The sequence below is a fragment of the Bacillus sp. NTK034 genome (assembly GCF_017303275.1).
Taxonomy (GTDB): domain Bacteria; phylum Bacillota; class Bacilli; order Bacillales; family Cytobacillaceae; genus Cytobacillus.
In genome coordinates, this window is the sequence record NZ_JAFKOJ010000004.1 from 157,712 (window position 1) to 178,537 (window position 20,826).

Annotated in this window: 22 protein-coding genes and 2 pseudogenes; 15 read left to right on the forward strand and 9 right to left on the reverse strand. The window is 41.9% G+C overall.

Going from position 1 to position 20,826, the window contains the following annotated elements:
* Positions 1–2: 2 nt before the first annotated feature.
* The 15 genes and pseudogenes from flgL (at position 3) to hpf (ending at position 11,467) form a co-directional block, all read left to right on the forward strand.
* The gene (flgL, locus tag JI665_RS13695) at positions 3–863 is read left to right on the forward strand and encodes a flagellar hook-associated protein FlgL (RefSeq protein ID WP_206840079.1); all 861 of its coding nucleotides are present in this window, start codon (positions 3–5) and stop codon (positions 861–863) included.
* Between the two features lie 55 nt (positions 864–918).
* Positions 919–1,482: a DUF6470 family protein gene (locus JI665_RS13700; RefSeq protein ID WP_206840080.1), complete on the forward strand. Its 564-nt coding sequence runs from the start codon at positions 919–921 to the stop codon at positions 1,480–1,482.
* Between the two features lie 15 nt (positions 1,483–1,497).
* Complete coding sequence (fliW, locus tag JI665_RS13705) at positions 1,498–1,938, forward strand: flagellar assembly protein FliW (RefSeq protein WP_206840082.1); 441 nt, start codon at positions 1,498–1,500, stop codon at positions 1,936–1,938.
* Positions 1,938–2,168, forward strand: a complete 231-nt coding sequence (gene csrA / locus JI665_RS13710; RefSeq protein WP_206840084.1) for a carbon storage regulator CsrA — start codon at positions 1,938–1,940, stop codon at positions 2,166–2,168. The genes fliW and csrA overlap by 1 nt, the downstream gene beginning before the upstream one ends.
* A 146-nt stretch (positions 2,169–2,314) precedes the next feature.
* A complete protein-coding gene (locus JI665_RS28970) occupies positions 2,315–3,961 on the forward strand; it encodes a flagellin (RefSeq protein WP_206840086.1) in 1,647 nt (548 codons plus the stop codon).
* A gap of 342 nt (positions 3,962–4,303) precedes the next feature.
* A pseudogene (locus JI665_RS13720) lies at positions 4,304–4,417 on the forward strand (flagellin); the annotation flags it as partial.
* A 510-nt stretch (positions 4,418–4,927) separates the two neighbouring features.
* Positions 4,928–6,172: a flagellin lysine-N-methylase gene (fliB, locus tag JI665_RS13725; RefSeq protein WP_244671193.1), complete on the forward strand. Its 1,245-nt coding sequence runs from the start codon at positions 4,928–4,930 to the stop codon at positions 6,170–6,172.
* A gap of 162 nt (positions 6,173–6,334) precedes the next feature.
* Positions 6,335–6,515, forward strand: a pseudogene (locus JI665_RS13730) (flagellin); the annotation flags it as partial.
* A 273-nt stretch (positions 6,516–6,788) separates the two neighbouring features.
* Positions 6,789–7,148: a flagellar protein FlaG gene (flaG, locus tag JI665_RS13735; RefSeq protein ID WP_206840088.1), complete on the forward strand. Its 360-nt coding sequence runs from the start codon at positions 6,789–6,791 to the stop codon at positions 7,146–7,148.
* 14 nt (positions 7,149–7,162) lie between these two features.
* Positions 7,163–9,283, forward strand: coding sequence for a flagellar filament capping protein FliD (fliD, locus tag JI665_RS13740; RefSeq protein WP_206840089.1), 2,121 nt, complete (start codon positions 7,163–7,165; stop codon positions 9,281–9,283).
* Positions 9,284–9,301: 18 nt separating this feature from the next.
* The gene (gene fliS / locus JI665_RS13745) at positions 9,302–9,703 is read left to right on the forward strand and encodes a flagellar export chaperone FliS (RefSeq protein WP_206840092.1); all 402 of its coding nucleotides are present in this window, start codon (positions 9,302–9,304) and stop codon (positions 9,701–9,703) included.
* The gene (locus tag JI665_RS13750) at positions 9,703–10,047 is read left to right on the forward strand and encodes a flagellar protein FliT (protein WP_206840093.1); all 345 of its coding nucleotides are present in this window, start codon (positions 9,703–9,705) and stop codon (positions 10,045–10,047) included. Before fliS ends, JI665_RS13750 begins: the two co-directional genes overlap by 1 nt.
* 13 nt (positions 10,048–10,060) lie before the next feature.
* A complete protein-coding gene (locus JI665_RS13755) occupies positions 10,061–10,444 on the forward strand; it encodes a hypothetical protein (protein ID WP_244671194.1) in 384 nt (127 codons plus the stop codon).
* Between the two features lie 35 nt (positions 10,445–10,479).
* A complete protein-coding gene (locus JI665_RS13760; RefSeq protein WP_206840095.1) occupies positions 10,480–10,680 on the forward strand; it encodes a YjfB family protein in 201 nt (66 codons plus the stop codon).
* Between the two features lie 229 nt (positions 10,681–10,909).
* The gene (hpf, locus tag JI665_RS13765) at positions 10,910–11,467 is read left to right on the forward strand and encodes a ribosome hibernation-promoting factor, HPF/YfiA family (protein WP_206840096.1); all 558 of its coding nucleotides are present in this window, start codon (positions 10,910–10,912) and stop codon (positions 11,465–11,467) included.
* A gap of 214 nt (positions 11,468–11,681) precedes the next feature.
* Here hpf and JI665_RS13770 read toward each other — a convergent pair whose 3' ends face one another.
* From JI665_RS13770 to JI665_RS13810, 9 genes are all read right to left on the reverse strand, one after another.
* Positions 11,682–13,343 (reverse strand): methyl-accepting chemotaxis protein, encoded by a 1,662-nt coding sequence (locus tag JI665_RS13770; RefSeq protein WP_206840097.1) that lies wholly within the window; start codon positions 13,341–13,343, stop codon positions 11,682–11,684.
* A gap of 13 nt (positions 13,344–13,356) precedes the next feature.
* The gene (locus tag JI665_RS13775) at positions 13,357–14,334 is read right to left on the reverse strand and encodes a BMP family lipoprotein (protein ID WP_206840098.1); all 978 of its coding nucleotides are present in this window, start codon (positions 14,332–14,334) and stop codon (positions 13,357–13,359) included.
* Between the two features lie 131 nt (positions 14,335–14,465).
* Entirely contained in the window at positions 14,466–14,744 is a 279-nt protein-coding gene (locus JI665_RS13780; protein ID WP_206840100.1) for a YkvA family protein, read from the reverse strand.
* Positions 14,745–14,979: 235 nt separating this feature from the next.
* Positions 14,980–15,369 (reverse strand): sporulation protein, encoded by a 390-nt coding sequence (locus JI665_RS13785; RefSeq protein WP_206840101.1) that lies wholly within the window; start codon positions 15,367–15,369, stop codon positions 14,980–14,982.
* 516 nt (positions 15,370–15,885) lie between these two features.
* The gene (locus JI665_RS13790; RefSeq protein WP_206840103.1) at positions 15,886–17,145 is read right to left on the reverse strand and encodes a hypothetical protein; all 1,260 of its coding nucleotides are present in this window, start codon (positions 17,143–17,145) and stop codon (positions 15,886–15,888) included.
* Entirely contained in the window at positions 17,145–17,837 is a 693-nt protein-coding gene (locus JI665_RS13795; RefSeq protein ID WP_206840105.1) for a response regulator transcription factor, read from the reverse strand. Before JI665_RS13795 ends, JI665_RS13790 begins: the two co-directional genes overlap by 1 nt.
* On the reverse strand, positions 17,834–18,601 hold the full coding sequence (locus JI665_RS13800; protein WP_206840106.1) for a sensor histidine kinase: 768 nt from the start codon (positions 18,599–18,601) through the stop codon (positions 17,834–17,836). The genes JI665_RS13795 and JI665_RS13800 overlap by 4 nt, the downstream gene beginning before the upstream one ends.
* A 205-nt stretch (positions 18,602–18,806) precedes the next feature.
* Positions 18,807–19,802 carry an ABC transporter ATP-binding protein gene (locus JI665_RS13805; protein ID WP_206840107.1) on the reverse strand — a complete coding sequence of 332 codons (996 nt, stop codon included), beginning with the start codon at positions 19,800–19,802 and terminating at the stop codon, positions 18,807–18,809.
* Positions 19,783–20,817 carry an ABC transporter ATP-binding protein gene (locus tag JI665_RS13810; RefSeq protein WP_206840435.1) on the reverse strand — a complete coding sequence of 345 codons (1,035 nt, stop codon included), beginning with the start codon at positions 20,815–20,817 and terminating at the stop codon, positions 19,783–19,785. Before JI665_RS13810 ends, JI665_RS13805 begins: the two co-directional genes overlap by 20 nt.
* Positions 20,818–20,826 lie beyond the last annotated feature (9 nt).

Genomic DNA, 20,826 nt, shown 5'->3' on the forward strand with positions numbered 1-20,826 from the left:
AAGTGCGCGTAACTCAATCAATGCTTTCGAATAACATGCTACGCAATTTAAGCAACAGCTACAGCAGAATGGACAAGCTGCAGGATCAAGTTTCGACTCAAATGAAATTTACCAAGCCATCGGACGATCCGGTTGCTGCGATGATGGGGATGAACTATCGTACAGACTTAAACCGGATTCAGCAGTATACCCGCAATATTGGGGAAGTGAGAAACTGGGTCGATAGTACGGATGATACTTTGGATAAAGGCGTTCTCGCATTGCAAAGAATTCGAGAACTTACACTTCAAGCCAGCAATGGCACTTTGGAGGGAGACCAGCGAAAAGCTGTTGCTGAAGAAATTAAACAGCTTAAAGAGCATCTGCAGAATCTCGGCGATACTCAAATTGGCGGAAAGTATATTTTCAATGGCAATCAGACAAATGTGCGGCCATCTGAATCAGGTTTTCAAAGCGGAACCATCGAGCTGGAGGTTTTCTCGGGCATCAAGATTCCTGTCAATACGGAAGGAAAAGCTTTGTTTGGGGACATGCTCAGCGATGAAGGTGATATCCAAAAGCTAATCACGGCACTTGAAACGAATGATCCTGCAGTTGGGGATATGCTTGAAAGTGTTGATAAAAACATAGATAATTTCTTGTCTGCACGTGCATTAATTGGTGCCAAACAGAATCGGGTCGAGCTGATGGAGGATAGGCTTTCACAGCAGGAAGTCTTCTCGACAAGAATCCTTTCTGATAATGAAGACATCGATATGGAAAAAGCCATTATTGAACTTACAACCCAGGAAAGCATCCATCGTGCAGCACTAAGTGTAGGGGCAAGAATCATTCAGCCGAGCTTAACCGACTTTTTAAGATGATCAATGAAAAGCTATCCATATGAGATAGCTTTTTTTCATAAAAGAGGTGTCTAACATGAACGTACCGCAGATCAGACTGGAATCCAACTTTATCAAAATGGGATTAAAGATAGAAAAATCGGTACAGGAAATCGAACAGCCCCCTGCCACCCAATACATCCAGCAGCCAAAAGCCATCCTGGAAATCGAAGCAATCCCCGGTAAGCTGACAATAGACCAGACCAAAGCACGTGAAGACGTCGACCTAAAAAGTGTCGGCAGAAGAATAGAAGAGTTCGCCCAAAACGGGTATCAGGATTGGCTGAAAGGGCTGGAGAGAAGAGCTGCACAGGGAACAGAGCTCATGAAAATTGAAAACGGCGGCAATCCCATCGCCCATCAGGCCAAGGAAAACAGTGAGGGTCCTCCCCTGCAGTTCAATATTGGCTGGGTACCGTCTCATAATAGTGTAATAATCAAATATGAACCAGCCAAAGTCAACATTGAAGCTCATCCGCAAAAGCCGATGATTGAAGTTGAAACCAGAAAGGCGGTTCATACTTATACGCCTGGAAAAGTAAGCACAGAAATTCTCGAGAAAAACAGACTAGATATTGATTTTATCAATCTAACAATATAGCAATGAGGTGCAAAGATGAATATCCAAACAAAGTTTCATGGTGAGCAGGAAATAAATAAGGAGGATATTATTAAATTTCCTTCCGGGATTCCGGGTTTTTTAGAGGAAAAGGAGTTTTATATATTACCTCTTGAAGGGACAGACTTATTTGTACTTCAGTCAGTAAAAACACCTGAGGTAGCTTTTATAGTTACAGATCCGTTTTTTCTATTTCCACAGTATGAGTTTGATTTGCCGGACGAGGCAATAGAAAAATTAGAGATCCAATCAGATAAAGATGTGGCAACGTTTGCGATTTTGACAGTAAGAGAGCCATTTGAGGAAACAACCGCTAACCTGCAAGCACCGCTAGTCATTAACCAAACAAAAAAACTGGGCAAACAAGTCATTCTTAATCAAGCACCTTACCAGACCAAACATAAAATCATGACACCTCAAGAACAGGGGGAGAGATAATGCTTGTACTCACAAGGAGACTTAAAGAATCGATCATTATTGGTAATGACATTGAAATTTCTATTCTATCTATGGACGGTGACCAGGTAAAGCTGGGCATCAGTGCACCGAAAAATGTCGACATACATAGGAAAGAAATATACTTATCGATTCAACAGGAAAACAGCAGTGCAACTCAAACAGACTCTAGTTCCATCGAAAGATTGAGTAACTTTTTTAGAAAGAAATAAAAAATTCTTCCAAACTATTAAACACCTGTCAAAATAAGTCGATATAACCATTGTAAAGCTGAACAGCAAAAAGGCGGCCGACTTTTCTGCTGGTTGGTAAAACAACCACATGGATGTGGGATATATACTCAAGGAGGAAGTAAATAATGAGAATTAATCATAATATTGCGGCGTTAAATACTTATCGTCAGTTGAGTGGTGCTAATGCAGCACAAGGCAAATCAATGGAGAAATTATCTTCCGGTCTTCGAATCAACAAAGCTGGAGATGATGCTGCTGGTCTAGCAATCTCTGAAAAAATGCGTGGACAGATTCGTGGTTTAGACATGGCTGCTAAAAATTCACAAGACGGTGTGAGTATGATTCAAACAGCTGAAGGTGCTTTAAATGAAACTCACGATATTTTACAACGTATGCGGGAGTTAGCAACTCAAGCTGCGAATGATACAAATACTGACAGTGACCGCGGTGAGATTCAAAAGGAAGTTAACCAATTATCTTCTGAAATTAATCGTATTGGTAATACTACTGAATTTAACACAAAGAGCTTGCTAAAAGGTGATGGCAAAGCAAATCTAACGGCTTCTGGACTTTTTAGTTCAGATGTTTCGCAAACAGGAAATAATGTACAGCATACTCAAGCGGAAGCTACAATTACATTTGCTGCAGATAATTTAAAAGAAGATAATAAAACTATGGTATTTAGTCTAAATGGTATTGATTTAACAGTTACTACTGATACTGATGCAGCACTTTCTGCTAATGCTGTAAGTTATGCAGGTGACGCTACTGCAACTTCTGCAACAATCAAGGTTGATGATACTGGTACATCTGCTGCTAATTCTGCTGACGCAACTGCTGCAGCTGTTCAAGCTATGATTGATAAAAATGAATTATTAAAAGGACAATATACTGCTGTATCAGACGGTACAAGTAAGGTGACAATCCAAGCTGTTTCAGGTGGAGATTATGATGGGGCTAAAGGTGTAATTGATATTACAGAAACATTAACTGCAACCCCAACACTAGGATTAACTGGTGCCAATGGTACAACAACTTCTGCTACTGCAGCTACTACAAATCTAGATTTTTCAGCAACAGGGGCAAATATTGACAGCGCAGCAAAAGCAGAAGCGCTAGTTGGAAAAGGATTCACTATCAACGGTCAGCAAGTTGAGTTCTATAACGCTAACGACGGAGAATATACTGGTGATGGTATAGGAATTAATATAAGTGATGCAATTAATGCAACTTCAGACTGGGATGATGTTCTAGCAAATACTATTTCAACTCAATTAGACAGCTTAGATGGAATTAAAGCTGCTGCAACTACAGCTACTTCAGGTATTATTCAAATTGATACTGAAGCGACTGGTGCTGATGCAAAACTTGAAATTAAAGATGGTGGAATTCAAGAAGCATTTAAGGCAAAATTCCAAGTTGGTGCTAATGAAAACCAAAGCATGACGATTGACATTAATGATATGCGTTCTGAAGCACTTGGTCTTACAGGAGTAGCTGGACAAGGTAATTTTACAGCTACTAATACAGTAACAGATGGAACAGATGATAACACGGTTGAAGCAGCATTAGATGTGTCTACTCACGAAAAAGCTGCTGCAGCTATTACAGTTATCAATGAGGCAATTGAAAAAGTTTCAACAGAGCGTTCTAAGTTGGGTGCGTTCTCTAATCGTTTAGAACACACTATTAACAACTTAGGTACTTCTTCTGAAAACTTAACAGCTGCTGAGTCTCGAGTTCGTGACGTTGATTATGCTTTAGCTGCTTAGACAGTAACAAGCACAGTCGTCCTGACTGGTAACGGTCAGAGATTATTATCGGGTGAATTGCTGGAAACCCCTAAGAGCTTTTCTTGCCACAACGTAGTTGGAAACGACAAGCGTGAAGGTTTGAAAAAAGAAAAGATTGGGCAATCAGCAGCCAAGCTCCTGTTTCGAAAGAATGGAGAAGGTTCAACGACTAGGATAAACCATCTAAGGCAAAAGCTAGGGTGATGAAATCCATAGGTGAAACAATGGTCATCAGCATTGTTAATCCGAAGTGCCCGACTCCTACTAGTATGTTAGGGTGAAGATATAGTCTAGTCATTTGTGAAAGCAAATGTTCGCACGATGGCGAAAGAAATGATGACTCAAACTAAAAATTCTATTCTTTCTCAAGCAGCACAAGCAATGTTGGCTCAATCTAATCAACTACCTCAAGGGGTATTGCAACTTTTGAGATAATTGATCTGAGGGCGTCTAGTTTGGTAATGAACTAGAGTATAACTAGGTGAATTGCTGGAACTTCCTAAAGCTACGTCAACTACAACGTGACTGGAAACGGTGGACGTGAATGTGTGAAAATGATGGAGATGATACAATGGATAATCAGCAGCCAAGCTCCTGAAAGGAAACTTTGGAGAAGGTTCAACGACTAGAGAATACGGTCTAAGGCAGGGAAGCTATGACTATGAATCTCGTAGGGCAGTAAATACTGTTCGAAGTGCCTAGCCCCTTGAAGGAGTCAAGGGTGAAGATATAGTCTATTCTGTCATTGAAAGATGCAGTCGCAAAGCAAGCGAACCAACAACCACAAGGTGTACTTCAATTGTTACGTTAATAAATTTTTTGAGAAGGGGATTGGGGGTATTGCCCAACCCTTTTTCTTTATGTCTACTTACATGATTAAAATAGGCAGCTTAGAAGGTAGGAAATCTTTTTTAATCAACTGTATATTTAGAAGGAGAGTATACAATGTCACAAATGGTTATTAAATCAAGACAATTACTCGTTCCGCAATACATGCGAAAATTTTCTTGTATTGGTTCTTCCTGTGAAGACTCATGTTGTATCGGTTGGAGAGTGAATATTGAAAAAGGTACTTATAAAAAGTATAAAAAATCACGTGATTCTGAACTAAAGCCATACTTTGAGAAGAGTGTTACTAGACTGCGTACTAATTCATCATCAAGGTCATATGCTAAAATTGAAATGGAGAGTAATGGTAGATGTTCCTTCTTATCAGATGAGAACCTTTGTAAAGTGCAATTGAATTTAGGTGTAGAGTATTTGTCAAATACCTGTACAGTTTACCCACGTATTATTAATAATCTAAACGGTATAATTGAAAAATCAGCTACAATGTCATGTCCAGAAGCTGCACGGTTAGCACTTTTAAACCCGAATGGAATTGATTTTGATCAAATTGAAGAACCAGAGGATACACGTGGGGTTATTACTTTACAATTAACAACTGATAATGCAAAGAACAATATAATACAAAAATATTTTTGGGAGTTGCGTATTTTTTCAATTCAAATCATGCAAGATCGTACGTATTCTATAGCAGATCGTCTTATTATTTTAGGAATGTTCTATCAAAATTTACAGGAACAAATTGATCAAGATAATGTTCATGTTATTCCAAATGTAATTACTAAATTTAATAATTGGACGACTAATCATGGAATGAAAGAGCTACTTGACGAAATACCTACGCAGTTGGCAGTGCAAATGGAATTGTGTAAAGAATTGGTTGATTTTCGTTTTGGTCAAGCTGTCTCAAGTCAACGATACGTTGAGTGTTTAGCAGAAATGTTAGAAGGTATCCAATACACTAAAGAAGCTACAGTTGAAGAAGTTACGAAGATTTATAAAAAGGCATTTGAAGAATATTATGAGCCATTTATGACTAAACATGAGTATATTTTAGAAAACTATCTTGTTAATTATATATTTAAAAATTGGTTTCCCTTAGGTCAGAAAACTCTTTTTGATGATTATGTCATGTTAGTTATTCATTATTCAATGATCAAACTTCATTTAATCGGCATGTCAGGTTTTCATAAAGATTTAACCAAAGATTTGGTAATCAAACTCATCCAATCTTTTGCTAAAACTGTTGAGCATAATAGTGCTTATTTAAAAAAAATATTTGATTTATTGAAAGCAAATGGATTTACGACAATGGCTTATATGTCAATTTTAGTTAAGAACTAAATACAAGTCTTAATGTAAACAGATTATAGGGGTTTTGTAAATTTTTACGAGAGATCCATGAGTATTTGATTAAGATATGAAGTTAGAGGGCAAATTGTTTGATTTTATTATGAAAGTGATGTTGTATCAATAGGAAAAACAAATGGATTGGAAGAAACTCGTAACCTAACTGCTGCGGAATTTCGTATCCGTGATGTAGACATGGCGAAAGAAATGATGACTTATTCTTAGCCAAGCAGGCACAAGTATGTTGGCTCAAAATAACCAACAACCACAAGGAGTATCTTATTCGTTAATTTCTAATAGAAGGGACTCTGGCTTTGCTAGGGTCTCTTATTTATGAATAAAAGGTATATTCGGTAGTGTCTATACTGCCCGTAATTGATTTTATTTAAAACTGGTAAGAACTTTAATAATTCTAAGGTGAAAGTTTCTAATAAGAATTAGAGCGCTACATCATCATTTGTTTATTAAAAATCTAAACCACATAAAAGTCTGCTAGCGGAAAATATATTTTCCTTCAAAACTCCCCTTCATCCAAAACTTTTCTTAACAATCAAAGGTAAATTCCGATATAAAAACTAAGGTAGTTATTTAATATAGGTAGGGGATTCTAATGATAGATCGTATATCATCACAAAATATTTCTCTTACAACCAGATCAGTACATACAAATGAAAATTCAAGTGAATTTCGCATTAAAGAGATAAACAAAGAATTGCCTGTTCAGCCAAAACTGAATGGCCAAATCAAGGAAGGACAGTTGCCAGAGGTAGTCGACAGCATGAACGAGTTCTTACAGGCCTCTCATACCTCATTAAAGTTCGTACTCCATGATGAACTAAACGAATATTACGTCACACTAGTTGATGACTTAACCCAGGAAGTCGTAAAGGAAATCCCAACAAAGAAAATGCTGGATATGTATGCAGCGATGACGGAATTTGTTGGACTGATGGTAGATAAAAAGATTTAAAGGAGGAGTTCTCATTGGTTAGAATCGGAGGTCTGGCAAGCGGGATGGATATTGACCAGCTTGTATCAGATCTAATGAAGGCAGAACGGATGCCTCTTGATAAATTAAAGCAGAAGAAACAAGTATTGGAATGGCAGCGTGATGATTACCGTGCAATGAATTCATTACTATTGGATTTTAGAAGTGAATTGACGCAGATGAAGCTGACTACACGTTATCGCTCACGTCTGACAACTTCTTCAAATGAAGCAATGGTAACTGCCACAGCAAGTGGTGCAGCCAGCCAGTCTTCTTACTCGATTTCGAAAGTAACACAGCTGGCAAGTGCTGAGACTCGAGTGAATGGCGGCAGTATTTCTGCGGATGGGAAGTCCATCGACCCAAGCAAAAGCCTATATGCACAGGAAAGCAGTTTTATGTATAAAGGCAATCATACAGATTCTAGTGGCAACACTGTAGCTAGTGCTTGGAAAAATGGTGCCGTATTAAGTAAAAATATTGATGTGACCGATCCGGCAGCCATTAGTTTCGGAGATATGTCCAAAGTGGACCTAAGTGAACTTAGCTCCTGGAGTGTAAAGGTTAATGGAGTAGGATTTAATGCGCTGAGTGAGGCAGAATTAACTGCGGCGAGCCGTCCCTTAAAAGAGAATGAAGTGCTGGTAAAAGAAGATGGAACGCTGCAATTTGGCAAGGAACCTGCAAAGGGAAGTGTTATAAAGATTGATTATGTTGCCACTGAACGGACGGGTTCACACGCTATTTCAAGCAGCACTTCCTCTATTCAATTGGCTCAAGGTGCCTTGAACGAAGTGAAGAGCATTAAGATAAAGGAAACAGCGTCCGGAACGACCACTGAGAAAACTTTTTCAATGGGTAATATCGTGAATGGAGAAAGAGAAATACTCGATGATGCCAATAAAGTGGTAGGCACTCTTAACTATGAAACAGGTAAAATCACGTTTAATTCTGATATGAAAAAGCCGGCAGAGGGATCAGGTACAACGATGACCCTGGAGATTGCATTTGATCACAAATTCACTGCTTTTTCAGTCGATACTTCAACCTCTAAAGGAGAGCGTCATGATTCCTTCCTTATTTCAGGCAGTGAGTCCCTGAATAATGTCATCAGTAAAGTCAATGCTTCAAGTGCTGGTGTCAATATGTTCTTTGACAGTGCTACAGGCCAAATGACGATGACCCGTACTGAGACGGGTGATTTTAATAAAGGCGGGGCTGAAATCACGACAAGCGGCAGCTTTCTGAATGATGTGCTGCGCTTTAAAGGGGCTGCGGTCAAAGAAGAAGGAAGAAACGCTGAATTCGAAATTAACGGATTGGCTACTAATCGGAGCTCAAACACGTTTGAAGTGAACGGCGTCACCTTTACGCTTAAGCAGACATTTGAAGATCAGCCGGTCAGCATCAATGTCAGCAATGATTCCACAAAGGTTTTTGACAATATTAAGGCATTTGTGGATAAATACAATGAAATGATCGATAAGATCCAGAAAAAGACTGGTGAAGAACGCTATAGAAGCTATACCCCTTTGACGGATGAACAGCGTGAGCAGCTTTCGGACAAGCAGCAGGAGCAATGGGAAGAGCGAGCTAAAAGCGGTCTCTTGCGCAAGGATTCTACTCTTCAGTCTGTATTATCGGGGATGAGAATGAACTTTTACCAGCCCATATCGAATGATCTTGTTTCTCCGCTTTATAATCAGCTGGCCAGTATCGGCATTAAAACGACCAGCAATTATTTAGAAGGCGGTAAGCTGGAAATTGATGAAGCCGCCCTGAAAAAGGCAATCGAAGATGACCCTGTGTCTGTTGAAAATCTTTTTAGAGGAGAAGGGCAGACAGATGGGCAAAGAGGGATTGCCCACAGGCTTTATGATACAGTAAACGCTGCTATGGATAAATTGAAGACAAAAGCCGGAAATAGCTTTACAACCAATCAGCAGTTCACCATCGGCAGGGAATTGAATGATGTAGGCAAGCGGATTGATAGCTTTGAAGATAAATTAAAGCAGGTGGAAGACCGCTACTGGCGCCAATTTACTGCAATGGAAAAAGCGATTCAGCGTTCCAATGAGCAGTCCATGTTCCTCATGAACCAGTTTGGCGGCATGTAATAAAAAGGAGTGTTACAAATGGCAGTAAGCAATCCATACCAATCTTATCAGCAAAATTCAGTGAATACAGCATCTCCTGGAGAGCTGACACTGATGCTATATAACGGTTGCCTGAAGTTCGTCCATCAGGCTAAAAAAGCCATAATGGACAATAACATTGAGGTGAAAAACACAAATATCCAGAAGGCGCAAAATATTATACAAGAGCTGATGGTTACGCTGAATATGGATGTAGAGGTATCTTCAAACATGATGGCTTTATATGATTATATGAACCGGAGGCTGATGGAAGCGAATGTCAAGAATGAGACAGCTATTCTTGATGAAGTCGAGGGTCTTGTAACCGAATTCCGCGACACATGGAAGGAAGTCATCCAGGTCAATCGTCAGAAGCAATTCTCCCAAGGCGGCACTGTGTAGTGAGTTCGGTTCAAAGTTTTTATGATTTAACCCTCGAATTAATCAAAACGCTGGAACATCCAAAGCTTGACCGTGATGCGAAAATGAATGATGTCGATATTCTTCTTGAAAAACGCCAGCAGGCAATGGCTGGCATGGCTCCTCCCTATTCAGAAACCGAAAAGGATCTGGGAGCCAGGCTGATCAGCCTCAATTCAAAAGTCACCCAGCTGATGACAAGGGAAAAGCTATTTATTCAAAAAGACATCAAAGACTTAAACGTTAAAAAAGAATCAACCGGAAAATATGCAAATCCCTATCAATCCATGGCAACGGACGGCATGTTTTATGATAAAAGAAAATAGGTGACTAACTTTGTTGACTCTGACCGAAGAGCAGTATATTTTTTTGAAGGAATACAGCGATTTATTATATACCATTGATGAGGCATTTGATTATATAGTAAAAAGCTTTAGCGATTTTAGCAAAACAGAGGGAGATCGGCTTCTTGGTGATGTTTTTCAGGCATTCCCTCAAGTCGCTTCAGCTCATGAACAGCTTAGCTATCTTGTTCAAGGCAATCAGACGATGCTAAAGGCTATTGCTGATATTAGTGCAGTAGCCGATCAGGCTGAACTCCTTATTCAGAACTTTGACGATCTTCCTGTTAGACAGGAGATCATTTCGAAAAAGCTCTATCCCGCATTTGCAGTGTGGCATAAAAATATTCAGCAGGAATTAAATCCATATATACAGTCCTAAATAGGATCAGGCTTAAATAGCCAGGAGGTGTTCCCTTGGATATCCCATTAATGTCCATGGTCTTATCTCAAGGCCAGGTCCAGCAGCAGGCATCCATCTCAGTCATGAAGAAAGCCATGGATCAAGCGGAGGGAAATGCAAAATTTATTAATAAGATGATGAGCGGGTCTCAGATACAGTCCCTCCAGCACGCAGCCCAGCCCCACTTGGGCGGCAATATTGATATAAAAGGATGAGCAGCCAAAGGAGCTGCTCGTTTTTTTATTTGCGTCACCAATTCGACAAATATTCTCAATCTTTTTACCAGTTTCAGCAGGAGTTTTTAGGGGTAAAATAGAAATATAAATACATAGTCTTAATATACTTTTAAGACTAGGCATTTCCTTTTCAGGCATTACTGGTGATTTTCACAGTAAACGCTAATGAAAAGGCTGTCATTGTATAATGAGAAGGAGGAGTTCACGTATGAATTACAACATTCGTGGTGAAAACATTGAGGTAACTCCAGCAATTAGAGAGTACGTAGAGAAGAAAATTGCTAAGTTAGAAAGGTATTTTACTGAAACTCCTGATGCAAATGTACATGTAAATTTAAAAACGTATAACAATAACCGTTCTAAAGTGGAAGTAACGATTCCGATGCCGAACCTGGTACTTCGTGCAGAGGAAGATCATGATGATATGTATGCAGCGATTGATCTGATTACAGATAAATTGGAGCGTCAAATCCGCAAGCATAAAACAAAAGTGAACCGCAAGTTCCGCGAGAAGGGCAATCTGACTGCTGTGTTTGCAGCATTGGAAAATGAGGCAGAGGTCCCTGAAGTGGAAGAAGATGAAAATGAGCTTGAAGTTGTCCGCCAAAAGAGCTTCGATTTGAAGCCGATGGACAGCGAAGAGGCGATCCTGCAAATGAACATGCTGGGCCACAGCTTCTACGTGTTCACGAATGCAGAGTCTAACTTAACCAATGTAGTGTACAAGCGTAAAGACGGCCGCTATGGTCTGATTGAAGCGCAATAATAAAACGTGAAAACCCTGCTGCTGAGGCGGGGTTTTCGTTTGTTTGGGTTCACTATTGGGCTATTTGCAGGAATTGGTCTGCTATTTGCAAATTCGCCGTTCTATTTGCAGAAATGCCGAAGTTATTTACAAGAATTATACTTCTATTTGCAGGTTTTCCCGACCTAATTGCATCGTTCACAATTTCAGTAAAACGACACTGCCAAAAATCCGCCTAAACTGTAAACTTCTCCAATTCCCTCTCCATCACTCCGGTCATTTCTTTCAGCTGCTCCACCTTCACCATTACCTGCTCAAACGCGCGAAGCTGTTCTTCTGTAGAAGCTGAGATTTCCTCCGTCCCTGCAGCGGTTTCTTCTGTTACCGCTGAAATGTTTTCCACGGCACTAATAACCCGCTGGCTCATATCACTGGAGGTCTTCATGTCTTCAACCAATTTTTCCAAATGGCTGTGAATGCCGGAAACATGCTCCGAAATGGTTTCAAAAACTTGTTCCGTTTCACCCATTGATTGGGATTGCTCTTTTGAAAGGGCATGCCCCTGCTCAGTGGCATTATAAATATTGCTGATTCCATTTTGGATATTGCTGACCATCGAGGCGATGAGATCGGTTGCTTTTGAAGAAGAATCGGCGAGCTTCCGTACTTCTTCTGCCACAACCGCAAATCCTTTACCGGCATCACCGGCACGGGCTGCTTCGATCGCCGCATTTAAGGCCAGCAGATTGGTTTGATCCGCAATATCTTTAACGGTGTTAGCTGCCCCTTCAATTTCCTTGGTGAACTGGGCAAATTCACTGACTGAGCTTCTAATATGGTTAGACGAACTGGAAATCTCTTCAGCAAGTTTCATTTGTTTTTCCAGGGACACTCTGCCCTGAGTAACAGATTCCAATGCCTGTGTACTTTGTGAAGCGCTCTTCGCACTCGACTGATGGACAGCTGAAAATTGCTCGCCCATCACGCTCATTAACTCAGCGGTAGCCTGAACGTCTTCAGAAATGGCCTGGCTTCCTCTCGCCAATTCGTCGGTTGAAACGGCCACCTGGCCGCTGCTTTCATTTAAGCTGTGCATATAAGAAGCCACATCCCCGGCAAATCCTTTTACATTCTGGCTGACTTCTTCAATGGATTGCACGGTTCCTTTTAGATTTACCACCATTTTTGAGAAGGCTTCCGTTAGTTTATCCACTTCATAGCGGCTGTTTTCTTTAAAAGAAAGCTGTGATAAGTCTGCTGTTAAATCGCCCTCTGAAATTTTCTCAGCTTTTTCCACAATCGCATTGATTGGTTTTGTAATCTTTCTGGCAGCCATCCATGAGAATATAGCCGATAACAAAATAAGCAGCACGCTTCCTATGAGGGAGGAATTCGTGATAAAGGCGATTTTCTGGCTGGTTTCCTGAAGAATCCCTTCATACCATTCATTTGTCCGTTTCTTCAGCAGGTGCATATCATTTAAAATGCCGGAAATCCGTATGCTCTGGCGCTTGATTTCGGCTTTGTTTCCATTGGTGAAGGCTTCTGTCGAAACTTCCGATAGCTCTGCATATTTTCCTTCAATGCTTCCAATGATTTTTTTGTGCTCTGGAACGGCGGCGACTGAAGAAAGTGAAGCCAGGTTTTCCTGAACTTCTTTCATCATGGTTAGTGCCTGGTCTTTGTTGGCGTCACTGGAATTATAGGTGTAATTGGCAAGTGATTGGCTTGTCACTACCAGGCTTTGCTCCAGGTCCTTTACTTTCAGAAGAAGTTCCACATCATCTTTAGCGGAGCTTTGAATGTTTAATGTCTGGTAAATGATAAAGCCTATCATGCTGACCGACAGTACGAGCGGGATCAGCGTGACAATAATAAGGCGGTTGCGTAATGTCATCTTGGGAGCTCCTTTATATCTCAGCTTTTACTGTGATTTTTCCATTGATTATGTCTTCTGTTGCCTTTTTCAATGCAGCTTTCTGCTCCTCTGTTAAGGAAATGACCCGAACTTCCGAAAGGCCGACACCGTTTTCTGCCAGTCCCCATTCATAGGAGGAAGCTTCGATTTTTCCGTTTTCCGTCAATTCCTTCGCCAGGTTAAAAACAGCAATGTCGATGTTTTTGACCATCGATGTGGCAACGGCTTTTTCCGCAACAAAATACTGGTCGGAATCGACACCGCCGGCAAGCACGCCTTTTTCTTCCGCTTTTTTCAGTGCGCCAAAACCGGTGAATCCCGCAGCAGGGTAGATAAAATCTGCACCTGCAGCAATTTGCTTCTCAGCAATTTTCTCACCGAGAGCCGCATCTCCAAAGTTCCCGGCGTATTCTGTTAATACTTCAATTTTCGGATTGAAGTGCTTGGCACCTTGAATAAATCCATTTTCAAAATGGTGAATGACAGGCACATCAACACCGCCGATAAATCCCACCTTGCCCGTTTTGCTTGTCATGGCAGCAAGCATCCCCACAAGGAAGCTTCCTTCATGCTCCTTAAAAGTAAGTGAGACCACATTTTCAAGCTCGGAAACAGCATCAATCAGCAAAAATTGCTTTTCGGGATATTTCTCAGCCGTTTTTTCAAGTGCTTCCTGTGCTGTGAAACCCAGTCCGATGATCAGGTCATGATCATCTTTGACAAGCTCTTCAAGCGGCTTTTCAAAATTTCCGTCTGGAGCTTCTTTGTAATCAAACAGAATACCCAGCTCATCACGGGCTTTTTCCAGGCCACGGAAGGCAGAGTCGTTGAAAGACTCATCTCCAAGTCCTGTGTCTGATAATAGAATGCCAATTTTATATTCTTTATTTTGGTTTTTACTTTGTTCAGAGGCAGAGCAGGATGCCAGAAGTAAACTGAACAGAAGCAGAATAGGTAGTAGTTTTTTCAAAATAAACCTCCGTGTTGTCGTATTTCGCCTTACCTAATATCGGCAGAAAGGTGGAGGTTTTAAGTCTGAAGTCAGACCTTCCTCTAAAAAAAGCCAAATAAAAAAGCCTGCATATTCACAGGCTTCCAACATCATTCCTCCAGGACCTTATATTTTTCCTTTAGCGACTCCGGAGCCATTTTCACCATCTGCTGAAGGACAAACGATGTAATCACGATATCATCCGTAAATCCGAAAATCGACAGGAAGTCTGGCACAAGATCGAGCGGCAGTAGGATATAAAGAAGGCCGGCCGCAACCGGGAACAGCTTTTTGCCGGCTGTTACCTCCCGTGAGAGAAAGTAATCCCTCAGGAAGGGAAGGAACTTCCAAAATTTTAATACAAACTTGATGCGTTTGAAAAACTTCATTTAGTTCACCTATTTCTAGTTCATTCGCTGAATGGGAGCTGACACCTGAATGCGCGGCGGGTTTTTCACCTCAAGTGTGGCAGCTGACAGATAGCTTGTTTCAAGTATGCTTCAAAAAGTAAATAGAATTAGCCACTTTTGCAAAGTGTTCAATTAGGTATGAATCTCCTCTTTTTATAGTTTATATATGGTAAGAGGGGATATGCTACACTCGTTTCATCCTCCTTGGGATTGATTATCGAATAATCGTAATTTTATCCAGGTCGGCGCTTTTGACGCCTTCGTTAAAGATCAGCCTTGTTTTAAATTGAAAAATCCGGTCAGGTGCAGAGCAGGGAATGTCTTCAGGCAGCTGGAAGTTAAAGTCCATTTTGTTGGTTTCTTCTGATTCAATGACTTTGGTGGACAGAATGGTCGCTGTCCCGATCACTTCCTCCTTCTCTTCGTCAGGCGATGCCATGACCAGGTCACACTCAATCCGCTTAATCTGCTGATCAATGGTTCCTCCTTCAATCAGGAAGATTCCGCTCACATTTTCTCCTGGCGTATATTGAAGCTTTGGCAGCTGCAAATCAATTTTTGCAGAGCCTATTCCAAGCATTGACATGTATTTTCGTAAAATCAACAAAGATCTCTCCTCTAATTTTGTATAGGGGGGAGCTGCTCGCTCACACCACAATTTTCCTGTTTCCTTCTTTACGTGAAAATAACGATAAAGTTTCAAAGAATTTTCCTTCTACCTATTCCTCCATTTTATGAAGTAAAACATGCGGCGGTGCGGGCCTGTATAATAAGAAAAGCGGAGGTGCCTTGCTCACCCCCGACAAGCATAAGACGAGCCTTCCGGGAAGGCGTCCTTTGCCTTACTGGAAGGATTGGCTTATGACCTCGAGGGGGTAGGCACCGAAGCTAGACAAAAAAAGGGGCCTTTACCGCGGTGGTAAAGGCCCATAAATAAAGACCTCTACCGAATTTGGTAAAGGTCTTGCTAACAATTGTTTAGATTGCCAACAAAGCCGAGAGCATGTGCTCCGTAATGACGACTCTGCTGTAAAAGCTACTCCCCTTTAGGAGATACTATTCATTTTATAGCTACATCATATTGGATTCTAAGATTTTTGTCAATATGCTTCCTTCCATTCTAGGAGACAGCTGTGCTGCTTCTTCTTTCAGCAGTCCAGCCTATTAACAAAACAATCAGCGATGACGCAAACCCAATAAGGATACTGTTCGGTCCTTCAATGAAAAATAAAAATGTCCAGCCGGATAAAGTCCCAATCAGCACTGCGGCAGGCATCAGCATGCCTTTTTCCTTCCTGCTCCATAAAATCTGCAGGATAACCGGCAGCGCGGCCGCAAAAAAGACTCCGGAAATAAAGAATAAATCCAGTAAAGATATCGAGAATAAGTGGGCCCAAAATGGAATGGCCGCCACAAACAAAATCAGAATCCCCCACATATGCTTATTCAGCTTGAGGTCATTCCGGTCATAAAGAACATACAGCGAATGAATCTGTGATAGAAAAGTTTCGAAGAAGATAACCATTAAGATAAAAATGAGCAGAATCGTAATAGCGAAATGGTCGTATCTCAGGAAAATTTTTTCAAAGACGGAATAAAAGTTTTGAAATCCGCCTTTATAAATGGCCGATAAAGCAATCATCGAAAATGAAAAGGGGATGGTGCTCCAGATAAGACCAGTCATACTTAGACCGAGCCGCAGCTTTTCTCTTTTGCTTTTTAAAAGCATATTCCACATTTTCAGATCCAGCAGCAGATGCCCGAGCATGGCGATGGTAAAAGCCGTCAGCAGCAAGGGCAGCATATCCCATTCCACATAAAGCAGATACGGATGGTACAGGCGGATGCCATCGTATACGACTTCAATCCCTTCCAGCATATAAGCATGGACAAGAATCATGATCATGATTAAAAAGAGAATGCCCACTTTTAGCATGCTGAACCGGGTAAACCATTTTAACCGGAAAAAGATCGCTGCCAGAAACCCGAATAAAAAGAATAAACTCATCCCGACAGGAACCGGGGTGCCCAGCGGGAAGACGAGGATCCCTGCGGCAAAGCCCATGACGGACATGCCGAAAAAAATGGCCAGCAGAATGCCCCGCTTCATCCACTTTAAGGCAGGCTCCGACAAACGGCTTGCCATAATTCCGAGAAAAGATGAAGACTCTGCTGCAGACCGTACCCTTGCGATAATTGGAATAAGGGCCAAAAAGGCAATGGCGCCGGCAGCTGAAAAGCTGACAGTCCCGATAAAGCCGTAACGCAAAAAAGCTTCAGGTGCTGTAAAAACGGCATTGCCTGATGTCCATCTTGAGATAATGGCAATGCTCAGCAGCCCGAAGCCATATTGAACTGATTTGGATAGGTTTGTATTCATCAGTGCTGCTCCCTGTATTGCTTTGGTGTAATGTTCTCTTTTTTCTTAAATTGGCTTGAAAAATAATGAAGACTGTTAAAGCCGGTTTTTTCAGCGATCTCTGAAATGCTGTAATGGGTGGTAGACAGAAGATGTTTAGCTTTTTCCAGCCTGTAAACGGTCAGGTAGTCAATAAGGGAAGTGCCAACTTCTTCGCTGAACCTGCGGCTTAAATAGGCTGGGCTTGCATGGACCCTGGCTGCAATATCCTGAAGGCCAATCCGCTGTTCATAGGACTCATGAATTTGATTTAAAGCCTCGTTTACCATTTTGGAATATTCCTTTTTGAAAATGGGAGTGGAGAACTTTTTCAGCGTTTCTTTTAATTCTTCTTCGATAATAGGCTTGGTCAGGTATTCGGAAACCCCCAGCTGAATGGACTTTTTGGCAAATTCAAAGTCCTGGTGGGCTGATAGAATGATGATTTGCAGATGGGGCTGGAGCTCTTTTAAATCTTTGACCAGTTCAAGCCCGGACTTGCCCGGCATCTCAATGTCCACAAAAGCCAGATGAAAGTAGTGTTCCTTGCTGATGGCAAGAGCCTGGCTGCTGTCATAGGCAAAGTGGAAATTCCATAAAGGAAATGCCGGCTTTAGAATATATTCAAGCTGTTCAATTACGATTGGTTCATCATCTATGCATAATACATTCATGCCTGCTCCCCCTGCTGGAATTCGACTTTTGGGAGTGTTATTTTCACAGTAGCTCCGTTTTGTTCATTTTTATAGATGTCCAAATTTGCCTTTTGAAACAGGAGATCGAGCCGCGTTTTAACATTTGAAAGACCCTGCCCTTTTGTCATCATGTCCTCGAATGAATGATCACCGATGCCAAGGCCGTTATCCTCGACATATAAAGTGATGTGGTCTTCGTGGCTTTCCGCTTTAATGGTGAGGGAAAGAGGTCCGGGTTTTTTCTCCAGTCCGTGCTTGAATGAGTTTTCCACAATCGTCTGAAGCAGGTAAGGAGGCACAAAGTGCTTCAATGCTTCTTCGTCTACATCCTCCGTAATGGTAAGGCGGTTATGAAACCGCAGCTCCTGTATTTTTAAATAATATCTGGTATACTCCCATTCTTTTTTTAACGGAATTAATTGCTCTTTTATCTGGTACTTGAATTTTAAAAACAGGGACAAGGTTTCCAGTGCCTTGATCAGTGTTTCTATGCGGTTTAAGCGGGCGAGACCTAGCATCAGGTTAATGGTATTGAATAAAAAATGGGGGTGAATCTGCTGATTCAGCTGCATATATTTGCTTTCCTGCAGCGTATTTTCCAGAACCACCTGCTGCTTTTCGAAGGAAAGACTATCAATCTGTTTTTCAAAAGCCAGCACCATCATTAAGATAATGGCTCCGGCCATCGGCACAAATATGGAAAAAATCGCAAATAATGAAAAGGTCTCGTATGTAATGAGCATGGTCTTCACGCCTTAAAAGAATTTATAATAGTATAACATGTCAGATAACTGGTTAGTAAGTTAATTCGGGAAACGTAATAAAATGGAATTTTAGTTGAATGAAAGAATCCTTGTAAAGCAAAAAAAGAGCGAAGCCATAAGGCATCGCCCAAAAGGGGGTTATTCCATAATATGAGATCAGCACTGTGGCTGGAACTCCTGTTATTTAAGAAATTGCCTCCGCATAATGGCAGGCGGCCTGATGTCCTTCTCCCAGACTCTTAAGCTCCGGATCGGACTGCCTGCACAAGTCGGTAGCCAGCGGACATCTTGTATGGAACCGGCAGCCGGCAGGAGGATCGATAGGGGACGGGACATCGCCCTTCAGGATGATACGTTCCTTTTTCTTTTTCCGGTTTGGCTCCGGAATGGCTGACAGCAGCGCCTGTGTATAGGGATGGCGCGGGTTGTCGAATAAGCTCTTTTTCTCTGCAATTTCAACTACTTTTCCCAGGTACATAACGATAATTCGGTCAGAGATATGGCGCACAACCCCAAGGTCATGAGAGATAAATAGATACGTTAAGCCATATTCCTTCTGCAGCTTTTTTAATAGATTCAGTACCTGTGCCTGAACGGAAACATCAAGTGCGGATACAGCCTCGTCACAGATGATCAGCTTCGGCTCCACCGCCAATGCGCGGGCAATCCCGATCCGCTGGCGCTGACCGCCGCTGAATTCGTGCGGATAGCGGTCAATATGCTCTTCCTTTAATCCGACCTGTTCTAAAAGTTCAATTGCCCGGCCCCTCCGATTCGCTTTCGGAACAACATTCAGGATCCCCATTGCTTCCTCAAGCGTCTGGCCAATCGATCTTCTTGGGTTGAGAGATGCGAACGGATCCTGGAAAATGACCTGCAAGTCTTTGCGGATCGAACGCATCTCCCGTTTTGATTTAGACAGTAAATTCGTTCCCTGAAAGATAACCTCCCCGCCAGTCGGCTCATCAAGTCGCAAAATCGCGCGTCCTGTCGTCGACTTTCCGCATCCGGATTCACCAACAATGCTGACGGTCTCCCCTTCATAAATCGTAAAGTTCACGCCATCAACCGCTTTTACATGATTGACGGTGCGGCCAAAAACGCCGCCTTTAATCGGGAAGTACTGCTGCAGATCCTTAACTTGAAGGATTTCCTTTTCTTTAGTTAGCGTGGCTGACATCTGCTGCAACCTCCTTTGCTGCCGGCCCGTTCCATCTTTCCGAGTACATCCAGCAGCGGACTTTATCATCGTTATCAATCAATAAATCCGGTTCTTCCGTTCTGCACAAATCAGTGGCAAACGGGCATCTTGGTGCAAAGCTGCATCCTGGAGGAAGATTGTCCGGGCTTGGAACCGTACCAGGGATAGCCTCCAGTTCCTCCACGTCCCTGTCCACAGCCGGAATGCTTCTCAGCAAGCCCTGTGTGTATGGGTGCTTTGGATTTTCAAAAAGGGAATCTACATCCGTATGCTCGACAATTTTTCCGCAATACATAACGGCGACACGGTCACAGGTTTCTGAAACCACACCCATATCATGCGTGATTATGATGACAGCCGTTCCAAGCTGCTCCTGCAGGTTCTTTAAAAGATCTAATATCTGCGCCTGAATCGTTACATCAAGAGCCGTAGTCGGCTCATCAGCAATCAGCAGCTCCGGCTTGCACGCCAATGCCATTGCAATCATGACACGCTGGCGCATGCCGCCGCTTAATTCATGGGGCTCCTGTTTGGCTCTTTTTTCAGGGGATGGAATTCCGACTAAACGCAGCATTTCAACCGCCTTCTGCCAGGCTTCTTTTTTCGGCAGCTTTTGATGTATCCTGAAAGCTTCTGCAATCTGTTCACCGACAGAATACACAGGATTGAGTGAAGTCATCGGTTCCTGGAAGATCATCGAAATCTTATTTCCGCGCATTTGCCGCATGCCTTCCTCTGTTTCAGATAGCAGGTTTTTACCTTTAAAATTGATTTCACCGTCCACGATCTTTCCCGGAGGCTCTGCAATCAGCCGCATGATGGAGAGAGAGGTGATGCTCTTTCCGCTCCCTGACTCTCCGACAATGCCGAGCGTTTCTCCTCTTTTTACATCAAAGTCTACGCCGTCGACTGCTTTAATGACTTTTTTGCCGGAGAAGAAATGAGTTTTTAAGTTTTTCACTTCCAGTATCGTTTCTTTATGTTCAGTTCCCATCATTCTGCT

What these genes read in the sequence shown, in the direction of transcription:
- JI665_RS13700 (WP_206840080.1), top strand. Translation starts at nt 919, where the DNA reads ATGAACGTACCGCAGATCAGACTGGAATCCAACTTTATCAAAATGGGA.
- fliW (WP_206840082.1), top strand. Translation starts at nt 1,498, where the DNA reads ATGAATATCCAAACAAAGTTTCATGGTGAGCAGGAAATAAATAAGGAG.
- csrA (WP_206840084.1), top strand. Translation starts at nt 1,938, where the DNA reads ATGCTTGTACTCACAAGGAGACTTAAAGAATCGATCATTATTGGTAAT.
- JI665_RS28970 (WP_206840086.1), top strand. Translation starts at nt 2,315, where the DNA reads ATGAGAATTAATCATAATATTGCGGCGTTAAATACTTATCGTCAGTTG.
- fliB (WP_244671193.1), top strand. Translation starts at nt 4,928, where the DNA reads ATGTCACAAATGGTTATTAAATCAAGACAATTACTCGTTCCGCAATAC.
- flaG (WP_206840088.1), top strand. Translation starts at nt 6,789, where the DNA reads ATGATAGATCGTATATCATCACAAAATATTTCTCTTACAACCAGATCA.
- fliS (WP_206840092.1), top strand. Translation starts at nt 9,302, where the DNA reads ATGGCAGTAAGCAATCCATACCAATCTTATCAGCAAAATTCAGTGAAT.
- hpf (WP_206840096.1), top strand. Translation starts at nt 10,910, where the DNA reads ATGAATTACAACATTCGTGGTGAAAACATTGAGGTAACTCCAGCAATT.
- JI665_RS13770 (WP_206840097.1), bottom strand. Translation starts at nt 13,343, where the DNA reads ATGACATTACGCAACCGCCTTATTATTGTCACGCTGATCCCGCTCGTA.
- JI665_RS13780 (WP_206840100.1), bottom strand. Translation starts at nt 14,744, where the DNA reads ATGAAGTTTTTCAAACGCATCAAGTTTGTATTAAAATTTTGGAAGTTC.
- JI665_RS13790 (WP_206840103.1), bottom strand. Translation starts at nt 17,145, where the DNA reads ATGAATACAAACCTATCCAAATCAGTTCAATATGGCTTCGGGCTGCTG.
- JI665_RS13795 (WP_206840105.1), bottom strand. Translation starts at nt 17,837, where the DNA reads ATGAATGTATTATGCATAGATGATGAACCAATCGTAATTGAACAGCTT.
- JI665_RS13800 (WP_206840106.1), bottom strand. Translation starts at nt 18,601, where the DNA reads ATGCTCATTACATACGAGACCTTTTCATTATTTGCGATTTTTTCCATA.
- JI665_RS13805 (WP_206840107.1), bottom strand. Translation starts at nt 19,802, where the DNA reads ATGTCAGCCACGCTAACTAAAGAAAAGGAAATCCTTCAAGTTAAGGAT.
- JI665_RS13810 (WP_206840435.1), bottom strand. Translation starts at nt 20,817, where the DNA reads ATGGGAACTGAACATAAAGAAACGATACTGGAAGTGAAAAACTTAAAA.